Origin of the sequence: Marinomonas balearica (assembly GCF_004362145.1) — a bacterium.
Taxonomy (GTDB): Bacteria; Pseudomonadota; Gammaproteobacteria; order Pseudomonadales; family Marinomonadaceae; genus Marinomonas; species Marinomonas balearica.
Map to the genome: position 1 here is coordinate 66,871 of NZ_SNXC01000012.1, position 19,939 is coordinate 86,809.

Consider the following 19,939-nt stretch of genomic DNA (forward strand, 5'->3'; position numbering starts at 1 on the left):
TGCTTAATCGTTTTCCAACTCGATATCGATACCAAGAGAGCGGATCTCTTTAACCAATACGTTGAAGGATTCTGGCATGCCTGGTTCCATACGATGATCGCCATCTACGATGTTTTTATACATCTTAGTTCGACCATTTACGTCATCAGACTTAACTGTCAACATTTCTTGTAGAGTGTAAGCCGCACCGTATGCTTCAAGTGCCCATACCTCCATCTCACCGAAACGCTGACCACCGAATTGAGCTTTACCACCCAACGGCTGCTGTGTTACCAGACTGTAAGATCCCGTAGAACGAGCGTGCATTTTGTCGTCTACCAAGTGGTTCAATTTCAGCATGTACATGTAACCTACAGTTACTGGACGCTCAAATGCATCACCTGTACGACCGTTGAACAACTTGATTTGACCGCTTTCGTTCAAGCCAGCCAAACGTAGCATACGCTTGATCTCTGCTTCTTTCGCACCATCAAATGCACCAGATGCCATTGGAACACCACCTTTAAGGTTCGATGCCAATGTCATGATTTCTTCATCTGTGAAGCTGTCTAGATCTTCAGAACGCGCTGGACGCAATCCATCCTCGTGTCCGTTATACACTTCACCAAGGAAAGAACGCAGTTCCTGAACGGTTTCTGCTTTCTCACGCTCAACCTGAATCATCTCGTTGATCTTGCGACCAAGGCCTTTAGCAGCTGCACCTAAGTGAGTCTCAAGAACCTGACCAACGTTCATTCGAGACGGAACACCTAGCGGGTTAAGAACGATGTCTACTGGATCGCCGTTTTCGTCATAAGGCATATCTTCAACTGGCATAATTTTAGAAATTACACCCTTGTTACCGTGACGGCCGGCCATTTTATCACCCGGCTGAATACGACGCTTAATAGCAACGTAAACTTTAACAATCTTAAGTACACCCGGAGCCAAATCATCGCCAGTCTGAAGCTTACGCTTCTTATCTTCGAACTTAGCATCCAGCTCTTTACGGCGCTCTATCAACGCTGCTTGAGCTTTCTCAAGTTGCTCGGTAGCTTCTTCGTTTGATACACGAATCTTAAACCACTCAGGGTGATCTAAATTAGCAAGATAGTCTTCAGTAATGATCGCATTGCGAGCAAGACCAGGACCGCCTTCAGCCTGTTGACCAACTAAGGTTTCAGCTAAACGCTCAAACGTTGCTTTCTCGACGATACGGAACTCTTCATTAAGATCCTTACGTACTTGATCCAACTGAGATTTCTCAATTGCCTTAGCACGGTCGTCTTTTTCAATGCCGTCACGAGTGAAGACTTGAACGTCAATAACTGTACCGCGAGTACCGGTTTTAACGCGCTGAGATGTATCTTTAACATCAGACGCTTTTTCACCGAAGATAGCGCGCAATAGCTTCTCTTCTGGAGTCAGTTGAGTTTCACCTTTAGGTGTTACTTTACCAACCAGAATATCGCCAGGCTCTACTTCTGCACCGATGTAAACAACACCAGAAGAATCAAGTTTAGACAGCGCACCTTCACCAACGTTTGGAATATCCGCAGTAATTTCTTCAGGCCCAAGCTTAGTATCACGCGCAACACATGTAAGCTCTTGAATGTGAATAGAAGTAAATCGATCTTCTTCTACAACACGTTCAGAAACAAGGATGGAATCCTCGAAGTTGAAACCATTCCAAGGCATGAAGGCAATACGCATGTTTTGGCCCAACGCCAAATCACCCATATCAACAGAAGGACCATCAGCCATGATATCGCCAGATGCAACTCTCTCACCTTTCAGTACAAGAGTACGCTGGTTAATACATGTATTTTGGTTAGAGCGAACGTATTTAGTCAGGTTGTAAATATCTACACCTGCTTCACCCGCAAGCGTCTCTTCAGAGTTAACGCGAACGACGATACGACTTGCATCAACAGACTCGATTACACCGCCGCGACGAGCAACGATACATACACCAGAGTCTTTCGCTACGTTGCGTTCCATACCAGTACCAACAACTGGCTTATCAGCCTTTAATGTTGGAACAGCCTGACGTTGCATGTTCGATCCCATCAACGCTCGGTTAGCATCATCGTGCTCAAGGAACGGAATCAAAGACGCAGCAACAGAAACGACCTGACGAGGAGATACGTCCATCAGGTTTACTTTTTCTTTTGGCAACAAGGTAGTTTCGTGCATATGACGCACCTGAACTAGCTCATCAACCAATCGGCCTTCTTTATCAACATTGACAGATGCTTGTGCGATTACGTACTTCGCCTCATCAATAGCGGAAACGTAAACCGTCTCATCTGTCATTTTGCCGTCTACAACTTTACGGTACGGAGTTTCAAGGAAACCGTAACTGTTCGTACGAGCATAAGTAGACAAAGAGTTGATCAAACCGATGTTTGGTCCCTCAGGAGTCTCGATAGGACAAACACGACCGTAGTGCGTTGCATGTACGTCACGTACTTCAAAGCCAGCACGTTCACGTGTCAAACCACCGGGGCCAAGCGCAGAAACACGACGCTTATGAGTAACCTCAGAAAGCGGGTTGTTTTGATCCATAAACTGAGACAATTGGCTGGAACCAAAGAATTCTTTGATTGCTGCTGCAACTGGCTTAGCATTTAGCAGATCCTGAGGCATAAGGCCATCAGCTTCCGCCATAGACAAACGCTCTTTGACAGCACGCTCAACACGAACAAGACCAACGCGGAACTGGTTTTCAGCCATTTCACCGACAGAACGTACGCGACGGTTACCCAAGTGGTCGATATCATCAACCATTCCGTTACCGTTACGGATATCCAACAAAGTCTTCAGCACGTCGATGATGTCTTCATTGTCCAGAATGCCTGGACCTTTATCTTCATCACGTCCTAAACGACGGTTGAATTTCATACGACCTACACCAGATAGATCGTAACGCTCTTCTGCGAAGAACAAACCTTGGAACAAACCTTCAGCTGATTCTTTAGTTGGCGGCTCGCCAGGACGCATCATACGGTAGATTTCTACCAATGCTTCCAACTGGTTGTTCGTTGGGTCGATGCGCAAAGTGTCAGAAATGAATGGACCGTGATCCAAATCATTAGTGTACAAGACATCAATTTCTGTGATTCCTGCACCTACTAAAGCTTCTAACAAATCAACAGACATCTCTGTGTTTGCTTCTGCAATTAGTTCACCCGTCGCAGGGTGTACTAGGTTTTTAGCGGACACTTTACCCAGGATATATTCTAGCGGAATAGAAAGGCGCTCTAGACCTGCTTTATCCATTGCACGGATATGTTTAGCAGTGATACGACGACCTTCTTCTACAATTACTTCGCCGTTGTTATCTACAATATCAAACAGCGCAGTTTCACCACGTAGACGACTTGCAACAAGATCCATTTCGAAACCATCTTTATTAAGATAGAAACGAACGGTATCGAAGAAAGTACCTAGAATTTCTTCAGTGTTGTAACCCAATGCACGTAGCAAAATAGAAACAGGTAATTTACGACGGCGGTCGATACGAACGAATACGCAGTCTTTTGGATCAAACTCGAAGTCCAACCATGAACCACGGTAAGGAATAACACGAGCAGAGTGTAGAAGCTTACCTGATGAGTGAGTCTTACCACGATCGTGGTCGAAGAACACACCAGGTGAACGGTGCAACTGAGAAACAATTACACGTTCTGTACCATTGATAACAAAGGTACCGTTTTCAGTCATGAGTGGAATTTCACCCATGTACACTTCTTGCTCACGGATGTCTTTAATTGCCTTGTTCGAAGATTCTTTATCATAAATGATAAGTCTTACACGAACGCGTAAAGGAGCTGCATAGGTCACGCCACGCAGTTGACACTCTTTTACATCAAAAACAGGTTTGCCTAATCGGTAATCGACATACTCTAGAGCCGCATTGCCGGAAAAGCTGACCATTGGAAAGACAGATTTAAAGGCCCCATGTAGACCTAATTCCTCACGCCCTGCAAGATCTTTACCTTCTTGCAGAAATTTACGGTAGGATTCAAGCTGAATTGCCAGCAAGTATGGCACATCCAAAACGGGCGGCAGTTTACCGAAATCCTTACGGATACGTTTTTTCTCAGTGTATGAGTAAGCCATCAGCATTCCCCAGCTTGTGCACATTGACGCAAAAGGCCTAGATAAGGCCTTACCAAATAATGGGAGAGTTTTCTCCCAATAAAAAATTCTTTCGTTTTATTTGGGCTTAGAAACCCAAAAAGGCCGGTGGCAAAATGCCACCAGCCAATTCGACTAAAGGCCGAATTCTGGAACAGTTTCTGTCATTATTTAACTTCGACAGATGCACCAGCTTCTTCAAGAGCAGCTTTAAGCTCATCTGCTTCTTCTTTAGATACGCCTTCTTTAACTGTAGCAGGAGCGCCGTCAACCATGCCTTTAGCTTCTTTCAAGCCAAGACCAGTTGCTGCACGTACAGCTTTGATTACGTTAACTTTCTTGTCGCCAACAGCAGTTAGAACAACGTCGAATTCAGTTTGAGCTTCAGCAGCAGCGCCAGCTTCAGCAGCAGGGCCAGCTACAACTGCAGCAGCTGCAGTTACACCGAATTTTTCTTCCATTGCTTCAATAAGTTCAACAACGTCCATTACAGACATTTCTGCTACTGCATTGATGATATCTTCTTTAGTTAGAGCCATGACTCAGATTTCCTAGCATTCTTTAATAATTGCCCGAGGGCAATAAAACAAAATAAGTGTATCAAGAGCGCGTATAAATTTACGCAGCTTCTTGCTCTTTCTGCTCGCGTACAGCCGCAAGAGTACGAACCAGTTTGCTTGTAGCACCCTGTAGTACGCTCATCAACTTCGCGATAGCTTCGTCGTATGTTGGCAGTGTTGCCAAACGATCAATGTCGCCTGCTGCGATCAACTCACCGTTGAACGCCAATGCTTTAACTTCAAATGCATCGTTGCCTTTCGCAAATTCTTTCAACAAACGAGCAGCCGCACCTGGGTGTTCGTTAGAGAAAGCAATTAACGTAGGACCTACGAAGCTATCTTTTAAGCATTCGAAGTCAGTGCCATCAACAGCGCGGCGAGCTAGAGTGTTACGTACAACACGTACGTATACGCCAGCTTCACGTGCTTGTTTGCGAAGTGCAGTCATATCACCCACGGTAACACCGCGAGAATCAGCTACAACCGCAGACAATGCGCCTTGGGCAGCTTCGCTAACTTCGGCGACAATGGCTTTTTTGTCTTCTAGACCTAATGCCACTGGTTTTCTCCTGGATTAGCAGGGACAAGTCCCTAGTTTTACCAACTCTCCGATTACTCGGAGTACTTTACTGGTGAGTTGGATCCAGTTAAATCTGAATCGGGCCACACCATCTGCGCAGGAAAAACATTTCTCAACGTTTAATTAAACTTTCGTTCCTACGGTCTTTGACGGCCTATATGACAAATGCCATACAGACCCTCAAGCTCGACTTAGAAGCTCAATGCACCTAAATCAATTACTAGACCTGGTCCCATTGTAGAGGACAAAGTCACTTTCTTCATAAAGATACCTTTAGAAGAAGCTGGCTTAGCACGACGTAGGTCGCTAAGAAGCGCTTCCAAGTTACCTTTGATAGCGTCCGCAGTGAAGCCGATAGAGCCAACACCTGCGTGAACAATACCATTTTTGTCAGTACGGTAACGAGCCTGACCTGCTTTTGCATTCTTAACTGCAGTAGCAACGTCAGGAGTAACTGTACCAACTTTAGGGTTAGGCATAAGACCACGAGGACCCAACACCTGACCTAATTGACCAACAACGCGCATTGCATCTGGAGAAGCAATAACCACGTCAAAATCTAGGTTACCCGCTTTTACTTGTTCAGCTAGGTCATCAAAACCTACGATGTCAGCACCTGCTTCTTTAGCAGCTTCTGCGTTCGCGCCTTGAGCAAATACAGCAACACGTACATCTTTACCAGTACCGTGTGGCAAAACAGTAGAACCACGTACAACCTGATCAGATTTACGAGGATCAACACCTAGATTAACAGCAACATCAACAGACTCTTTGAACTTCACAGTAGAAAGTTCATCTAGAAGAGCAACCGCTTCTTCTACAGAGTACAATTTAGTCGCTTCAACTTTTTCTGCGATCAAGCGAGCGCGCTTAGTTAGCTTAGCCATTATTCAACACCCTCAACATCTAGACCCATAGAGCGCGCACTACCTGCGATAGTACGTACAGCAGCATCCATATCAGAAGCAGTCAAATCTTCCTGCTTAGCATTAACAATCTCTTCAAGTTGTGCACGAGTTACCGTACCTACTTTCTGAGTGTTAGGACGTGGAGAACCGCTTTTCAGACCTGCTGCTTTCTTAAGAAGAACAGATGCTGGAGTCGATTTAGTTTCGAATGTAAAACTACGGTCAGCGTATACAGTAATGATTACTGGTGTAGGAAGACCTGGTTCAACACCTTGTGTTTTAGCGTTGAATGCTTTACAGAATTCCATGATATTCACACCATGTTGACCAAGAGCTGGACCTACTGGTGGACTTGGGTTCGCTTGACCCGCTTTAACTTGTAGCTTGATGTAAGCTTGGACTTTTTTAGCCATTATTTACTCCAGATGGGTCACCGCCTAAATAAATCAGGCTACCCGTTTACAAAATCAGGCTTTCTCAACCTGACTGAATTCCAAATCAACAGGGGTAGATCGACCAAAGATCAATACTGCCACTTTAATTCGGCTCTTATCGTAATCAACCTCTTCAACCACACCATTAAAGTCTGCGAACGGCCCTTCGTTAACACGAACGACCTCACCCACTTCAAACAATGTCTTAGGACGAGGCTTATCAACACCCTCGTTAACACGTTGCAATATTGCATCCGCTTCACGTTGAGTGATAGGAGAAGGTTTATCTGCCGTGCCGCCAATAAAGCCAAGCACGCGCGATGTACCCTTAACCAAATGCCAAGAGTCGTCATTCATATCCATTTGCACTAACACGTAGCCCGGATAGAACTTACGTTCGCTCTTGCGCTTTTTACCGTCACGAATCTCAACCACTTCTTCAGTAGGCACTAAGATATCGCCGAATAAATCTTCCATCGACATAAGTTGCACACGCTCTGTAAGCGCGCGCATCACATGCTTTTCATATCCCGAGTACGCTTGTACCACATACCATCGCTTAGTCACGACCAACTCCTAACCTATTACTGCAGAAACGATCCAACCAAGGAGAGAATCAACCCCCCACAGCACGAGAGACATAAATATAACAACTGCCAAGACGATCAACGTAGTCTGAACCGTCTCTTGACGAGTTGGCCATACTACACGCCTAATTTCTGCTTTAGCTTCTTTAGCCAAAGTAAAAAACGCCTTCCCTTTGACAGTTTGCAATGCAACAAAAACCGCCGCAATCGCTAATACCAATACCGCAATTAAGCGATACAGCAACGATTCAGCAGAAAAATAATTATTACCAACTACGCCTGCTGCAACCAGCAGAACAACAATCGCCCACTTAAATAGGTCTCCGCGAGACTCTTGAGCTTCTGTATTCGAACTCATACTTTAGGTGATCCCTAGCTTAGATATAGGATACGAAATTTGGCAGGCCAGGAGGGACTCGAACCCCCAACAGCCGGTTTTGGAAACCGGTGCTCTACCAATTGAACTACTGGCCTACAATCGTATGGGCGGAGGATGATACCGGTTTGCGTTTAGCTTTGCAAGGGTATTCGCCCAAAAAACAGACAATAAAAAAGGCGGTCAATACCACCTATTTACATGCATTTAGAAATGCTGGAGCTCATGAGCAGATTTGAACTGCCGACCTCACCCTTACCAAGGGTGTGCTCTACCAACTGAGCTACATGAGCACAATCGTGGAGTTTGGAGCGGGTAGCGGGAATCGAACCCGCCTCTTCAGCTTGGAAGGCTGAGGTAATAGCCACTATACCATACCCGCATTAATGGTGGAGGGAGGTGGATTCGAACCACCGAAACTTTCGTGGCAGATTTACAATCTGCTCCCTTTGGCCACTCGGGAACCCCTCCACAAATACAGACAACTCGCACTGTCTCTCGTAGCTTTCGCTACTGCCCCAAAAGGTGGAAGCAATTATATGAATCGTTTATCTAAATGCAAGCTCTAACAAGACTTTTTTTCAATTTTTATTAAAGAAGGCTCCGTTTCTAGAATTTCTAGCCATTTTTTGAACAACTGATCCGTTATCAAAGTCTTAATATCAACAACATAGAGGCTTACTTTACGTTTATGCTCAAATAACTCTACGTCGTAATTTGTTCTCAATTTGATAGAAGCCGCTGCTTGTTTTGCCCTCTTTATTGAAGAGTACAACCCCAACGAAATTCTATTTTTCATTTCACCGCGATTTATTATAAAGCTATCAACACTTTTAGCTTTAAGGTCTTTCACTACTTTGTTCGCTTCCGCTCGTGTCTCTGGCGCTGGGATATATAGCCAATATTTGTCGCGTTCGCCGATCGTCTGCGTCTCAGAGTAAGACCACCCTTGAACATCTAACGACGCTAAGATTACTTTATGATCTTTCTCTCTCTCGGTCTCTATCATCCGACACGATGCATCTCCTGATTCCGTCAACGACTGTGGGCTAGACCTCGTAGCGGCCTCGTTTGATATCGCCACATTCAGACCTCCTGACTCCGCATCTTCGACAGCCTCTTGCAACCGACTCTCTAAGCGACTCAGAGCCTCTCGGCGCTGAGCTATTTCTATCTGAGCTGGTTTCTCAGGCTTCTCTTCTAAGGGCTCTGACATGAGCGCAATTTTGGTTCCAACAGGTGGCGCATATACTTTCTCTTCTCCACCTTGTCGCTGGTCTTGAGAAAAACTATGCCAACTAAAAAATCCCGCGTTAATCAGAACGACTAATAAAAACAACCATCTCATGTTTTTCGATTCTCAATTAATTCATCACCCACCAACTTCGCACCCTTTGCCACCAAGTGCTCATCACAGATACACTTTGCACCTGCGGCAACAATTAAAGCCTCACCTTCGCCACCCGTTGCAAACCAAGTATAATCGGAATGCTGACGAATAAGCCTCTCCACAAAACCAATTGCCATTTCCTTGCATCCAAGCTCGACAGCACCCGCGGTATTATTGGGTATCTGCCTCTCATCGGACACTTCACTTTTATCATAGCGAATTCGCGCAGTATTCTTAACCAACACATCTTTCATAATCTTCAATCCGGGGACAATGTACCCACCGAGATGCACTCCTTCAGCGCTCACAAAGTCGGCTTTTATCGCTGTACCTGCATCAATAATTAGACAGGCCGTCCCCGCTTCATGATAAGCAGCGATGGATGACAACCAACGGTCAACACCAAGCCGTTGCGGTTCTTCGTATGAGTTTTTTACATTACGCGCCTGAGAGGTGGCCACAATTGGAAGCCACTCAACATCAGGATAAGCAGCTTGAATATCGGCATGTAGCATGGCATTTTGTTCATTGGAACGTACACTAGCGAAATATATGACTTCGGGATAGAAATCCTCGAAACTATGAGGCTCGCTGTCGTATACCTTTCCAATGACGGTATCACCGTCGAACGCCGTCCACTTCAGACGAGTGTTCCCAGCGTCCACAACCAATACTTTGGTAGCCCGTTTGTTAGCTTTGTTTTCGTACACTCACTTCACCCCCATAAAGGGATTCCACTTTACCATCACGCTCAAGCAAGAGCGCACCATGAACATCTATCCCGCGCGCAACGCCTTTAACTTGATTCCCTACACTTGTAACAGTCACTCGTTGATTGAGCATCACGTCGTGCTTTTGCCACAAGTTCTGATAATGCGCGATTCCTTTCCCCTTTGAAAAGTTATCACACACAGTCATCAATTCATTGGTTAATCGAGCAAGTAATAAATTGCGATCAGGCGTCTCCGATAGCTTTGAGGCAAGGTCTGTCCAAGGCTGATCTATCGTCGCCATTTCGCTATCCAGCATCTCTACGTTCAAGCCAATACCGATAATGACCTGACACGCATCCTGATCAGCAACCATTTCAAGCAAAATGCCGGCAATTTTCTTACCATCGACTTGTACATCATTTGGCCATTTCAAGCCTACGCCGGAAACACCAAGCCCTTCAAGTACATTTGCTACCGCAACACCTACAGCTAAACTCAACCCTTCAACAACATTTGCGCCGCCATCAAATTCATACGCAAATGACATGATAACATTACGCGCGACGCCACTTTCCCAGCTACGCCCTCGCCTACCCTTACCTTGCAACTGTCTTTCACATACGAATAACGCAGGTAACGCGCCATTCTTATTTATATGCTGCTTTAAGTCACCGTTGGTTGATCCTGTCTCAAATTGGATATCAACAAAGACGTTAGAATCCAACCCTTGATCGCGTAGCAACACCTCTTCTAACAAGGTCAGTTTTTTGGGAATGCGGTATCCGCGCCCCTTAACAGAATGCACCCGCACCCCAATTCCTTCCAGCTTTTTAAGCTTTTTCCAAATCGCAGCTCTTGATACGCCGATCTCTTTACCTAGTTCTTCTCCGGAATGAAATTGGCTGTCGCTCAGTAAGGCAAGAATCTCTCGCATGTCTGTTTTTCTCTTCTTTTAATTATTTTGTCTAAATCTTGGAAAGGAACGATTCTGACGTAATAGCCAGTTACTTTCTGGGTACTCACACTCGCCATCAACAGCATGTAACGCATAAGCATGCCTCGATCTTTTCGAGCGGTTTGCATAACTTAAATGAGGAAACTCTCCATTTAGGATCACTAACGAGCCTTTTGGCACTTCTAACGAGAGAAGCGCCTCTTTATCCCACGCCACATCCGCCAGTTTCGTCATTTGCATTTTCGTACTGCCTTCTGAAACCCGTTCAAAGCGTTTCTCAAGCCCTTGCTTGTGCCCTCCAGGAACACCCCAGAGACAACCATTTTCCAATGTGGCATCTTCTATCGCGAACCACAAACCAATTACACTCATTGGCTTAGTAAACAAAAAGGTACTGTCTTGATGACAATTCACCTCTCCGCCGATATTTGGCTGTTTAAATATATACATGGATTGCGCCGCCAAGGGCTGTTTCATTCCAAGCTGGTGAAGAATACTCCCCCATGATGGATGCAAAGAAAAATCCGAAAACAAAACGTCTTTATCATGTAACGCATGGCCAATTTTATTGATAGACAAACTTTTGTCTTGCTTCAACTCACCGTCGTCGTCAAATGCTTCTTCTTCAAAAAAGTACGATATATTCTCAGCGGATTCTAAAAAATAATTGTCCGTTTGGCGACTTTGTTCTTTCGTCGTAAAGATAGATCGGATGCTATCCGGGTCAAATACATCCAACATTTCACTGATTCTGGATTTTAATTGGTCACAAGTATTAGCGGAAACAGCTCCTTCCACAACCAAATAGCCTTGCTCATGGTATAAAGAAACCTGCTCAGGCGTTAACGCTCTTAGCAACACTTCCACTTTTCTACTCATTATCCTCTCCAATTAATTAACGCGAGCGTTTATGTCACCCAATTACTCTATTCAACCGAATGAGCTCGGATGAAGGAACCGATATAGTTCATCAGGTTTTTGAATTGAGGGTTCCACGAAATGCGACCTGCCACATCACTTTTCGATAACAGCTCATCACTTCGCTCCCCATACCAATTCTCTTTGGCACTTTGACACTTTTTATAACGCGCCTCATCCGAGCGATGCCAATCACAAATTCGGTAACTGCCTTTTTCACCATAATAAGGGTTACTAGGGTTTCCTATGACTCCCATATGGGAAAGACCTATAATTTTTTGCTCTGGCCAGTACGTATTCACTACAGCCTTTCTGTTGGTTTGAGCTGCTTTTTGCGTCCTACTGTACAATAACATTTGACTCGATTCCCCGATCATCGACTGATCAAACAACTTCAATGTTACCGATGAATCTACCGTTGCATCTTCTTCAGACATCGCAATGAAAACAGGAATGTCTTTCGGATTATCACGCACAAGCGCACGCACCTCTTTCGCAATGCGATAAGCTTCTACAATCGCAGGTGTCGGAATCGATGCATATTTAGCATAATCATCGGTCTTATTTCTATCCAGCCAATCCGTAAATACCGAAACAAAAGGGCTTAGCCAATCAATACTGGTGTTGATCTTAAACAAAGGCGACAGAAGAATGACGCCGCTCACTTTCTCTGGATTTTTCCAAGCAAACTCAGTGACCAAAGCACCCCCTGTAGAGAACCCTGCAACAAACACATGATCAACCTCGTTACTGAAATGCGCAAAAGAAGCGGCAACCGTTTGTCGCCAGTCCTCCCGTGATACATTCAATAAATCTTCTTGTTTTGTTCCATGACCCGGGAGCAGCATAACCCTCACACGTAGACATTGTGCAGCCAATGCCATTGCCGTATCTCGCACAGAAAATGGCGAGTCCGATAAGCCATGAAACATCAGAACACCGTGCTTACCTATATCCGCTGAATTACAGCTTGCATCCGGCTCCCATTGTTGAGGCAATACCGCGTTCGTTTCGATTTCTTTATTTGTTGGGTTAACCCACTCTTTATTTTCCTGAAGATAGTGTTTCACTCGCGCCTGATAGGAGGAAAACGCTTCACCCTTTTCGATAATATATGGGTCTGAAGCCCACACCTTTGAAACGCATAATGAGAGTATGATTAAGATATAGAATCGACTGAACACACCTTTTCTCCATAGTGATATTAGCAATCTTTTGACTATGATATCCTATCTAAGTTAAATCACTAACTTCGGCAAGACACGTGACTTCTAAGTATACACCGATCAAAGTGCTACCTCTTTGGTTCCCTCTCGTTAAAAAGTTTTATCAAGCTCACTACCCAAGTGGAAAGCCCAATAAATCCGAACCTATTTGGGTCATAAAAGACGGCGCACATATATTAGCCGCTCTAAGGCTCAAACCCATTAGTGATGACACTCAACTGCTCACTGCAATGGTAACGCACCCAGATAAAAGACAACGAGGGCTTGGCAAAAACCTCTTGGAAGGCGTTCAAGAAGCATTGGCAAGCAAATCAACATATTGCTTTGCGCTCGCAAACGTCGTGCCGTTTTATCTTAAGAATCATTTTGTAGAAGTAGCACCCGAAACCTTACCATCAGAACTAAAATCTCGTTTTTTAAAATATTTAAACAGCAATCCAGGATTAACGCCCATGCTGTATGTTGGCTAACAGCACAGAATATTTCCTCACAAATAAACGGCCTCGAAAACTTACTTAGGGCGATCTTAATAAAAGCTTAATTTCCTAGATTTATCTAAAGCCAATGCATTGTCATTGACCAAATCCGTTTATCTACATACCTTTCAGCAAACAATAACGTTTCAGCCAGAGAGGTGTCCTATGAGCATTACATTGCCAGACAATTCCATCATGTTAAAACCAAATTTCACATTTGGTGTTGCCACCGCGTCATTTCAAATAGAAGGCGCAAACACTGAAGATGGGCGTCTGCCTTGTATTTGGGATACCTTTTGCGCCACTCCAGGAAAAGTACTAAACGGTGACGATGGCTCCGTTGCTTGCGATCACTATCACCTTTGGAAAGAAGATGTACAACTGATTAAAAGTTTGGGGGTAGATGCATATCGTCTTTCAATAGCTTGGCCACGAGTGATGGACGAGCAAGGCAAGCCGAATGAAAAAGGGCTTAATTTTTACCGAAATCTAATGGAAGAACTTAAGGCAAATGGCCTTAAGGTCTACGCGACGCTCTACCATTGGGATCTGCCACAGCATTTAGAAGACAAAGGTGGTTGGCTAAATAGAGAAACAGCTTACCGATTTGTTGAGTATGCAGACCTTGTCACAAAAGAGTTAGGAAGTTGGGTTGATTCTTGGGCGACGTTTAACGAACCATTTTGCGCCGCTCTCTTAGGTTATGAGGTGGGTGTTCACGCACCCGGTCTTGCCAAACCGGAATACGGCCGTCAAGCCGCTCATCACATTTTGCTCGCTCACGGAATGGCCGTGCCCGTGATTCGCAAGAATTGCCCCAACAGCGATGTAGGCATTGTATTAAACATGAACAGGACCTACGCTGCCAGCGACAAAGCCGAGGATCAATTCGCGGCGCTTGTGCGAGAAACACTTGATAATCAGTTCTTTATCGAGCCAATCTTAAACGCTCAATACCCTAAGCTTTTAGAAAAAGTGTTGCCTCATTATCTGCCGAATGTTCTACCCGGTGACATGGACATCATTTCTCAACCCATCGATTTTATGGGAATGAACTTCTACACCTGTAATCATAATGAGTATGACGAACAAAACCTTTATCGTGATATCAAAAAAGAAGGCGTTGAATATACCGACATCGGATGGGAAGTTGCACCTCACGCTTTCAGTGAACTGCTCATTAACCTAAACAAGCAATATAACCTGCCTCCTATGTTCATTACTGAAAATGGTGCTGCGTGTGCTGACGAGCTAAAAGCAGGCGAGGTGGATGACGATCAGCGAGTGCGTTATTTACACGGACACATAAATGCCGTGAACGACGCGATTGAAGCAGGTGTGGACATTCGTGGCTACTTTGCATGGAGCCTAATGGACAATTTTGAATGGGCAGAAGGCTACAGCAAACGCTTTGGTCTAACGTATGTTGATTACGAAACACAACAACGTACGGTTAAGCGAAGCGGTTACGCTTATCGCGATCTGCTGTTAAGCAGAGCCAAATAAGCAAAACTCAGAGATCTAAACGAAAAAAGCCGAATATTTCATAAAAATATTCGGCTTTTTTACACATCACGCATGAGAAAATTTACGCGATTTTAGTTAACCAATTGTGAGTATCTGGTGCTTTACCCCACTGGATATCATTCAGTGCTTGGCGTAATTTTTGCGCTGTTGGGCCCATTTCACCCGATCCCACTTTGTGCTCTTTACCATTGTGGATCAAGGTACCGACTGAAGTAAGCACGGCTGCCGTTCCAGAAAGCATCGCTTCCACGCCCGGTTTAGCGGCACGTTCAAGTAACTCAGTTACCGTGAAATCTCGCTCGGTTACGGTCATACCCAAATCTTCAGCAAGAGACAAAATGCTCGAACGCGTCACACCATGTAGGAACGATGCATCAAGCGCTTTGGTGATAATTTCATTGCCATCAACCAATAAGAAGTTTGCTGCACCCGTTTCAGTAACATCGCCATTCGGACAGAAAAGAACCTGATCGGCCTCTACTTCCGCTTTCGCTTGCATCGTAGGTTGCAATGCACTGGCATAGTTACCACCGCTTTTGATCATGCCCATGTGCGGCGCACAACGCATTCCAGTTTCATCCAATAGAAGACGCAGAGCACGTGAGCCTCCAGCAAAGTAATCACCGACTGGAGATAACAAAATGTACAACATAGACGTTAAAGAAGGCGCTGCGGCTTTACCTACTGCAGCTTCTGTTCCGAAGTGCGTCGGGCGAATGTACATTGAGCCTGGAGGCGCTGGAACTTCTTCTGCAAACTCGGTAACGACATCCTTGATCATTTGAGCAACCTGCTCTTCATTGATTTCAGGCAACTCTAACAAACGGCTGCTTTGCGCCAATCGTTTAATATTTTGATCCATACGGAAAACATGAACACTGCCATCCTCGTGACGAAACGCCTTTAGACCCTCAAAACATGTACTAGAATAATGTAATACATGCGCACCTGGGTGCATTTGAATACTGTCTGAAGATACGATGTCTGCATCAGTCCATTGGTTGTTTTCAAAAGTTGCCAATGCCATCTTGGGCATGAACACGCTACCAAACGCTGCCATTCTATTTTCCTATCGAATCAAAACTGTGGAAATTCGACTTATCGCGACTCTAATAAAAGCGCGTAAGCTAAATAAAGAGATACTAAAACAGAAAACTGAATGAAGGAAGCCGCTGAGTACAAATGTTCCATATTCGTGAAGAATTGGGGATAAATACCAAGAATAAGAGCCTCTGTAAAATATAGGCTCCTCTTAAGAAGAACCTATAGACATTATCTAACAGACAACATCAATTACAATCTGCACCCCAAATGCTTTCTATCCATTGAGGATTATCAATAAATGGGTTTCGGTTGCCTTGCCATTCCTGCACACGATCATTCCGTCTTTGCTCAAATGAATCAACGGGATCTTCGTCGTTCCATGAATACAATGCACAGAGTACACCGATATTAGGATCACCAGACGAGACACTGGTGCTGTTCACTATTTCCAAATCCGGCATATTTCCATCACTGCCATCGTAACGAGCTTCCATATAAAAGATCATACGAGCAACATCTCCTTTGACTTCATCTCTAGGCTCCCACGAATCACTGTCCGCAAAGGTGTTTGCGGCTTCACCCTGCGCACTTCCGCCATCATCGAAGCTTTTATTTCCACGCGAGCTGTTTACTGTTTTATCCGCAGGGCGTAAGTGATGTATGTCGGTATAACCATACTGCCCGGTACTTGGAAAGCCTAACGACTTCGCCCAAATATGTTCTCGGTTCCAGCTGTCATTATCAGAGCCCGTGGTGCCATCGCGATCGTCTTTATCAGCGCTGCGCCCTGAATAAATTAAGATCACATTATCTGTGTTGTTAGGGTCTTCATCTGTGTACTGCAAGGCCGTCCAGACTTCTTTGTAAGTCAGCTTGGTATGGTTCGCACTGATGATACCTTGCAACGCAGTTTTTAAAGCGCTCCCCGATAACCCGATTGCATCCGCGTAATAATCAGCTTCATTAATTTGCGAATTAGAGCCTGAGTTAGATGATCCGGAACCTCCCGCACAATCTTGCGTTAATGTTCCTGTTCCCGGCGAATCGGATCCACTTACACTCCAATCCGAGACAGAATCCGTATCTGAACTGCTGGTTCGATAAATGGACACATAACGCGCACTGATATCCCAACCAGACACTTTATTTTCCCATGCGACTAAGTCCACAACACCGGAACTGTTGCTCAACTCAACCCAATCCCCGCTGTTCCCAAGTGACAATGACATTCCAGAGATATCCGGAGTATCACTGTAAAGAGCATTAAAACCGCTTGAGCTGCGAGCGATCGTGATATAACCACCCGCTTCGATGGATCCAGAAAGTGCGAAGCTAGAGCCATTATCTTCCAAGCTGTAGTTACTCAAACTTACAGCGTCACAACCCGGATTATAAAGCTCTATCCACTCTTCACTGCTGTCTGTTCCCGGTGTGTCATACAGCACCTCGGAAATTAAAATATCAGAGTAAGACAGCGAGGAATAAAGCATCGCGGCTGACAAATAGAGTACCGATCTTTTCATGGTTCTTTTCCTTTAGGTCAATTAAACAAGTTTGGATCCCTCCTATTCGTGCGTCCTATTTGCACACTTCATCCTATTATTTGTATGTGAAAGGGGTATTACGGCACTGGGTCATCCTTTCAAATACCGAAATAAGAGACTCCAAACCTGACCGATGAGTCAATTTTCAGACCAGGTCGACGAAAAAGAAATAATTGTTCTATATTTCAGATGGTTATATTTTCAATGACGTGTAAAGTTGAACAATTTATATAAAGAAATTGCATTGGAATGCGTTAAAACGAACCAAAGGTCGAGAACGTACGAACACCTTTGGTGCAATTGAGAAGTGTTAAAATTTAGAATTGCGTTTGATATGTCATTCAGAGAAATGAGTCATAAAGATCTGCGCTACTGCAAAGCACTGGACGTTGTCGCGTCGCATTGAACATTAAAGCGAATAAGGCACAGAAAGTGCCCCTGTTTATCGTTACTTATAGCGGGATAGGAGCGCCTGATTTAACCGTCCGAATGGCAAAGTTGCTTTGAATATCTTTGATATAGGGCAATTGCTGAATTTGTTTGAGTACGACCTCATACCCTTTTAAATCTTGCACTACGATTTCTAAACGATAATCGGATACGCCTGACACCTCGTGGCAATGGATAACATTTTCCAAAACAACAACTGAAGCCTCGAACTCAGCCGAAGCAAACTCTTTATGACTTTCTAAAGAGACATCAACAAAAACAGTCATCCCATAGCCGACCTTTTCTCGATCTATCACTGCGCTATAGCCCGTTATCACGCCTTCTGACTCCAAGTTTTTAACTCGCCGTAAACAAGGAGAAGGGGAAAGGTTAATGCCTTCAGCAAGCTCAACATTTGAAAGACGACCATCCTGTTGCAATCGCTTTAATATTTCCGCATCCGTCTTATTAATCATCAAATTGGTCTCTTTACTATAAAAACTCTCTATTTTTAGCATGACATGCCATTTCAAAACAATTTTAGGGCAAAAATAGCAAGGACATGCGCCCTCACTTTACCTAATAATTTAGAGCAATACGGGGTTCCAAACTATTAGGTAAAGCTCCGTCAAATTCATCGAACTTAGGGAGTCTAAAATGACCACAACCGCTTCAGTACAAACGCCAGCGCATTTTACATTTGCAAGTGGTTGGGAATTTAAATTGGGTATTGCGGCGTCTGTCTTTACGACGTTGATTTGGAGTGGCTTTTTTATTGCTATGCGTGCAGGTGCAACATCAGCACTGACCTCCTTCGATCTGGCTTTGTTACGTTATGGCCCCGCTGCGGTATTGCTCTTTCCCTTTTTTCTAAAAGAATGGCGAAGAATCATGGCCACTCCCAAAATACTGCTGTTGGGCATACTTGTGGGCGCAGGCGTTCCTTTCTTTTATTTATGCAGTTGGGGGGCAGCTTACTCTCCAGCATCGCATGCTGGGCTTATCATTACCGGTATGACACCGCTGTTTATTGCTTTGATTGCCATCGTCATTTTCAAAGAAAAATTCAGTAAGCAAAAAACGGTTGGCGTCGCCTGTATTGGCCTTGGGATTACCGCGTTACTCACATTAGCCTTTATCGGAGGGAATACAGAATACTGGAAAGGCGACCTTATTTTTCTAATCGCTGCCGTATTTTGGACGGTATTTTCAGTTTGCTTTCGAATGATAGGATTACCGCCGCTGGCCATTGCTGGTTTTTTAAGTCTGGTTTCAACTGTCGTTTTGCTCATGCTGTATGCATTAGGTATCGTGCAAAGTGGCTTTGCCGATACACCTGTTACCTTCATAGTAAGCCAAGCATTGATACAATCCGTTTGTGCAGGGCTTTTAGCTGGGTTCTCTTACGGTTACGCAATCAACAAAATTGGAGCGGAACGCAGCTCAGCCATTGGGTCTTTAGCGCCTGTCTTCGTGGGGCTGGCAGCCGCTCCACTTTTAGGAGAGCAACTGACTCAGGCCTCTTTACTTGGCATGATCTTAGTGTGCTTTGGAGTGTTGCTCGCGAGTGGTATAAAAATACCCATGAAAACAACACGCAAACAGTAACTTAGCTGGGAAAGTTGTTACTCAGAAACAATCGCCTGCCAGGCGTTATCTGCCTGTGCTTTATATTGATGCCAATCACCGTTTAACCAACGCTGGCGACCGCGTTCTGCATAAAAAAGATAAAGGGTATCGTCGAAAAATTCCCATACAGAACCATCGGTGCGGATTTTACCTTCACCAAGACTCAATGCGTTGGCACAAAAACCATTGTAACTGGGCACATATAAAGAAGGGTTCATGGCAAATTTATCGGCCGATGCTTGTGAGGCGAAATGCCAATCTGCTCCATTCCATTGCACGCTAAAATGCTTGTTTCCTTCCACCAAGCGGGCCGGACGCTCTAATTCGGATTGATAATAAGCGGTCGTATCGTGGCCACCAATCGCAGTGTTGCTCCAATAGCTCGTACTGACTGGCGCTTGAGCAAAGATTGAAAATGGCATTAACAAAACTAGAGATAAAGCTAAACTGCGCATCTCAGCAGCTCCTTTCATTTAATGAATAGGCATTTGTCGTTTAATACGGCTAATTTCTTACATTCG

19 protein-coding genes and 4 tRNA genes are annotated in these 19,939 nt (G+C 44.6%); 3 read left to right on the forward strand and 20 right to left on the reverse strand.

Annotation, left to right across the window (positions count from 1 at the left end; all coding sequences use genetic code 11):
* Window positions 1-3 precede the first annotated feature (3 nt).
* From rpoB to DFP79_RS10155, 16 genes are all read right to left on the reverse strand, one after another.
* Complete coding sequence (gene rpoB / locus DFP79_RS10080; protein WP_133503830.1) at window positions 4-4,104, reverse strand: DNA-directed RNA polymerase subunit beta; 4,101 nt, start codon at window positions 4,102-4,104, stop codon at window positions 4-6.
* Window positions 4,105-4,289: 185 nt separating this feature from the next.
* Window positions 4,290-4,661, reverse strand: coding sequence for a 50S ribosomal protein L7/L12 (gene rplL / locus DFP79_RS10085; protein WP_133503831.1), 372 nt, complete (start codon window positions 4,659-4,661; stop codon window positions 4,290-4,292).
* A gap of 79 nt (window positions 4,662-4,740) precedes the next feature.
* Entirely contained in the window at window positions 4,741-5,241 is a 501-nt protein-coding gene (gene rplJ / locus DFP79_RS10090) for a 50S ribosomal protein L10 (protein ID WP_133503832.1), read from the reverse strand.
* Between the two features lie 212 nt (window positions 5,242-5,453).
* Window positions 5,454-6,149, reverse strand: a complete 696-nt coding sequence (gene rplA / locus DFP79_RS10095) for a 50S ribosomal protein L1 (protein WP_133503833.1) — start codon at window positions 6,147-6,149, stop codon at window positions 5,454-5,456.
* Window positions 6,149-6,583, reverse strand: coding sequence for a 50S ribosomal protein L11 (rplK, locus tag DFP79_RS10100; RefSeq protein WP_133503834.1), 435 nt, complete (start codon window positions 6,581-6,583; stop codon window positions 6,149-6,151). The genes rplA and rplK overlap by 1 nt, the downstream gene beginning before the upstream one ends.
* 54 nt (window positions 6,584-6,637) lie before the next feature.
* The gene (nusG, locus tag DFP79_RS10105; RefSeq protein ID WP_133503835.1) at window positions 6,638-7,171 is read right to left on the reverse strand and encodes a transcription termination/antitermination protein NusG; all 534 of its coding nucleotides are present in this window, start codon (window positions 7,169-7,171) and stop codon (window positions 6,638-6,640) included.
* Window positions 7,172-7,180: 9 nt separating this feature from the next.
* The gene (gene secE, locus DFP79_RS10110) at window positions 7,181-7,549 is read right to left on the reverse strand and encodes a preprotein translocase subunit SecE (RefSeq protein WP_133503836.1); all 369 of its coding nucleotides are present in this window, start codon (window positions 7,547-7,549) and stop codon (window positions 7,181-7,183) included.
* Window positions 7,550-7,589: 40 nt separating this feature from the next.
* Window positions 7,590-7,665 (reverse strand) — tRNA-Trp (locus DFP79_RS10115).
* 119 nt (window positions 7,666-7,784) lie between these two features.
* Window positions 7,785-7,860, reverse strand: a tRNA-Thr gene (locus tag DFP79_RS10120).
* Between the two features lie 14 nt (window positions 7,861-7,874).
* Window positions 7,875-7,949 (reverse strand) — tRNA-Gly (locus DFP79_RS10125).
* A 5-nt stretch (window positions 7,950-7,954) separates the two neighbouring features.
* Window positions 7,955-8,038: transfer RNA gene (locus tag DFP79_RS10130), tRNA-Tyr, on the reverse strand.
* 94 nt (window positions 8,039-8,132) lie between these two features.
* A complete protein-coding gene (locus tag DFP79_RS10135; RefSeq protein ID WP_133503837.1) occupies window positions 8,133-8,915 on the reverse strand; it encodes an SPOR domain-containing protein in 783 nt (260 codons plus the stop codon).
* The gene (locus tag DFP79_RS10140; RefSeq protein WP_133503838.1) at window positions 8,912-9,667 is read right to left on the reverse strand and encodes a type III pantothenate kinase; all 756 of its coding nucleotides are present in this window, start codon (window positions 9,665-9,667) and stop codon (window positions 8,912-8,914) included. Before DFP79_RS10140 ends, DFP79_RS10135 begins: the two co-directional genes overlap by 4 nt.
* Window positions 9,648-10,604 (reverse strand): biotin--[acetyl-CoA-carboxylase] ligase, encoded by a 957-nt coding sequence (locus tag DFP79_RS10145; protein ID WP_133503839.1) that lies wholly within the window; start codon window positions 10,602-10,604, stop codon window positions 9,648-9,650. Before DFP79_RS10145 ends, DFP79_RS10140 begins: the two co-directional genes overlap by 20 nt.
* Window positions 10,605-10,622: 18 nt before the next feature.
* Entirely contained in the window at window positions 10,623-11,504 is an 882-nt protein-coding gene (locus tag DFP79_RS10150) for a phytanoyl-CoA dioxygenase family protein (protein ID WP_133503840.1), read from the reverse strand.
* Window positions 11,505-11,551: 47 nt separating this feature from the next.
* Entirely contained in the window at window positions 11,552-12,727 is a 1,176-nt protein-coding gene (locus tag DFP79_RS10155; RefSeq protein WP_133503841.1) for an alpha/beta hydrolase, read from the reverse strand.
* 80 nt (window positions 12,728-12,807) lie between these two features.
* On the opposite strand from DFP79_RS10155, the gene DFP79_RS10160 reads away from it, so the two are divergent.
* Together DFP79_RS10160 and DFP79_RS10165 are read left to right on the forward strand one after the other, a co-directional pair.
* Complete coding sequence (locus DFP79_RS10160; RefSeq protein ID WP_133503842.1) at window positions 12,808-13,239, forward strand: GNAT family N-acetyltransferase; 432 nt, start codon at window positions 12,808-12,810, stop codon at window positions 13,237-13,239.
* Between the two features lie 171 nt (window positions 13,240-13,410).
* Window positions 13,411-14,751: a GH1 family beta-glucosidase gene (locus tag DFP79_RS10165; RefSeq protein ID WP_133503843.1), complete on the forward strand. Its 1,341-nt coding sequence runs from the start codon at window positions 13,411-13,413 to the stop codon at window positions 14,749-14,751.
* A gap of 82 nt (window positions 14,752-14,833) precedes the next feature.
* Here DFP79_RS10165 and DFP79_RS10170 read toward each other — a convergent pair whose 3' ends face one another.
* The 3 genes from DFP79_RS10170 to DFP79_RS10180 form a co-directional block, all read right to left on the reverse strand.
* A complete protein-coding gene (locus DFP79_RS10170) occupies window positions 14,834-15,832 on the reverse strand; it encodes a branched-chain amino acid aminotransferase (protein ID WP_133503844.1) in 999 nt (332 codons plus the stop codon).
* 229 nt (window positions 15,833-16,061) lie between these two features.
* Window positions 16,062-17,339, reverse strand: coding sequence for an endonuclease (locus DFP79_RS10175; RefSeq protein WP_133503845.1), 1,278 nt, complete (start codon window positions 17,337-17,339; stop codon window positions 16,062-16,064).
* A gap of 473 nt (window positions 17,340-17,812) precedes the next feature.
* Window positions 17,813-18,265: an Lrp/AsnC family transcriptional regulator gene (locus tag DFP79_RS10180; RefSeq protein ID WP_166637684.1), complete on the reverse strand. Its 453-nt coding sequence runs from the start codon at window positions 18,263-18,265 to the stop codon at window positions 17,813-17,815.
* Between the two features lie 181 nt (window positions 18,266-18,446).
* Between DFP79_RS10180 and DFP79_RS10185 the strand changes: the two genes are divergently transcribed.
* The gene (locus tag DFP79_RS10185) at window positions 18,447-19,397 is read left to right on the forward strand and encodes a DMT family transporter (protein WP_133503846.1); all 951 of its coding nucleotides are present in this window, start codon (window positions 18,447-18,449) and stop codon (window positions 19,395-19,397) included.
* A 17-nt stretch (window positions 19,398-19,414) separates the two neighbouring features.
* Here the strand turns inward: DFP79_RS10185 and DFP79_RS10190 are convergent, their stop codons facing one another.
* Entirely contained in the window at window positions 19,415-19,873 is a 459-nt protein-coding gene (locus DFP79_RS10190; RefSeq protein WP_133503847.1) for a YHS domain-containing (seleno)protein, read from the reverse strand.
* Window positions 19,874-19,939 lie beyond the last annotated feature (66 nt).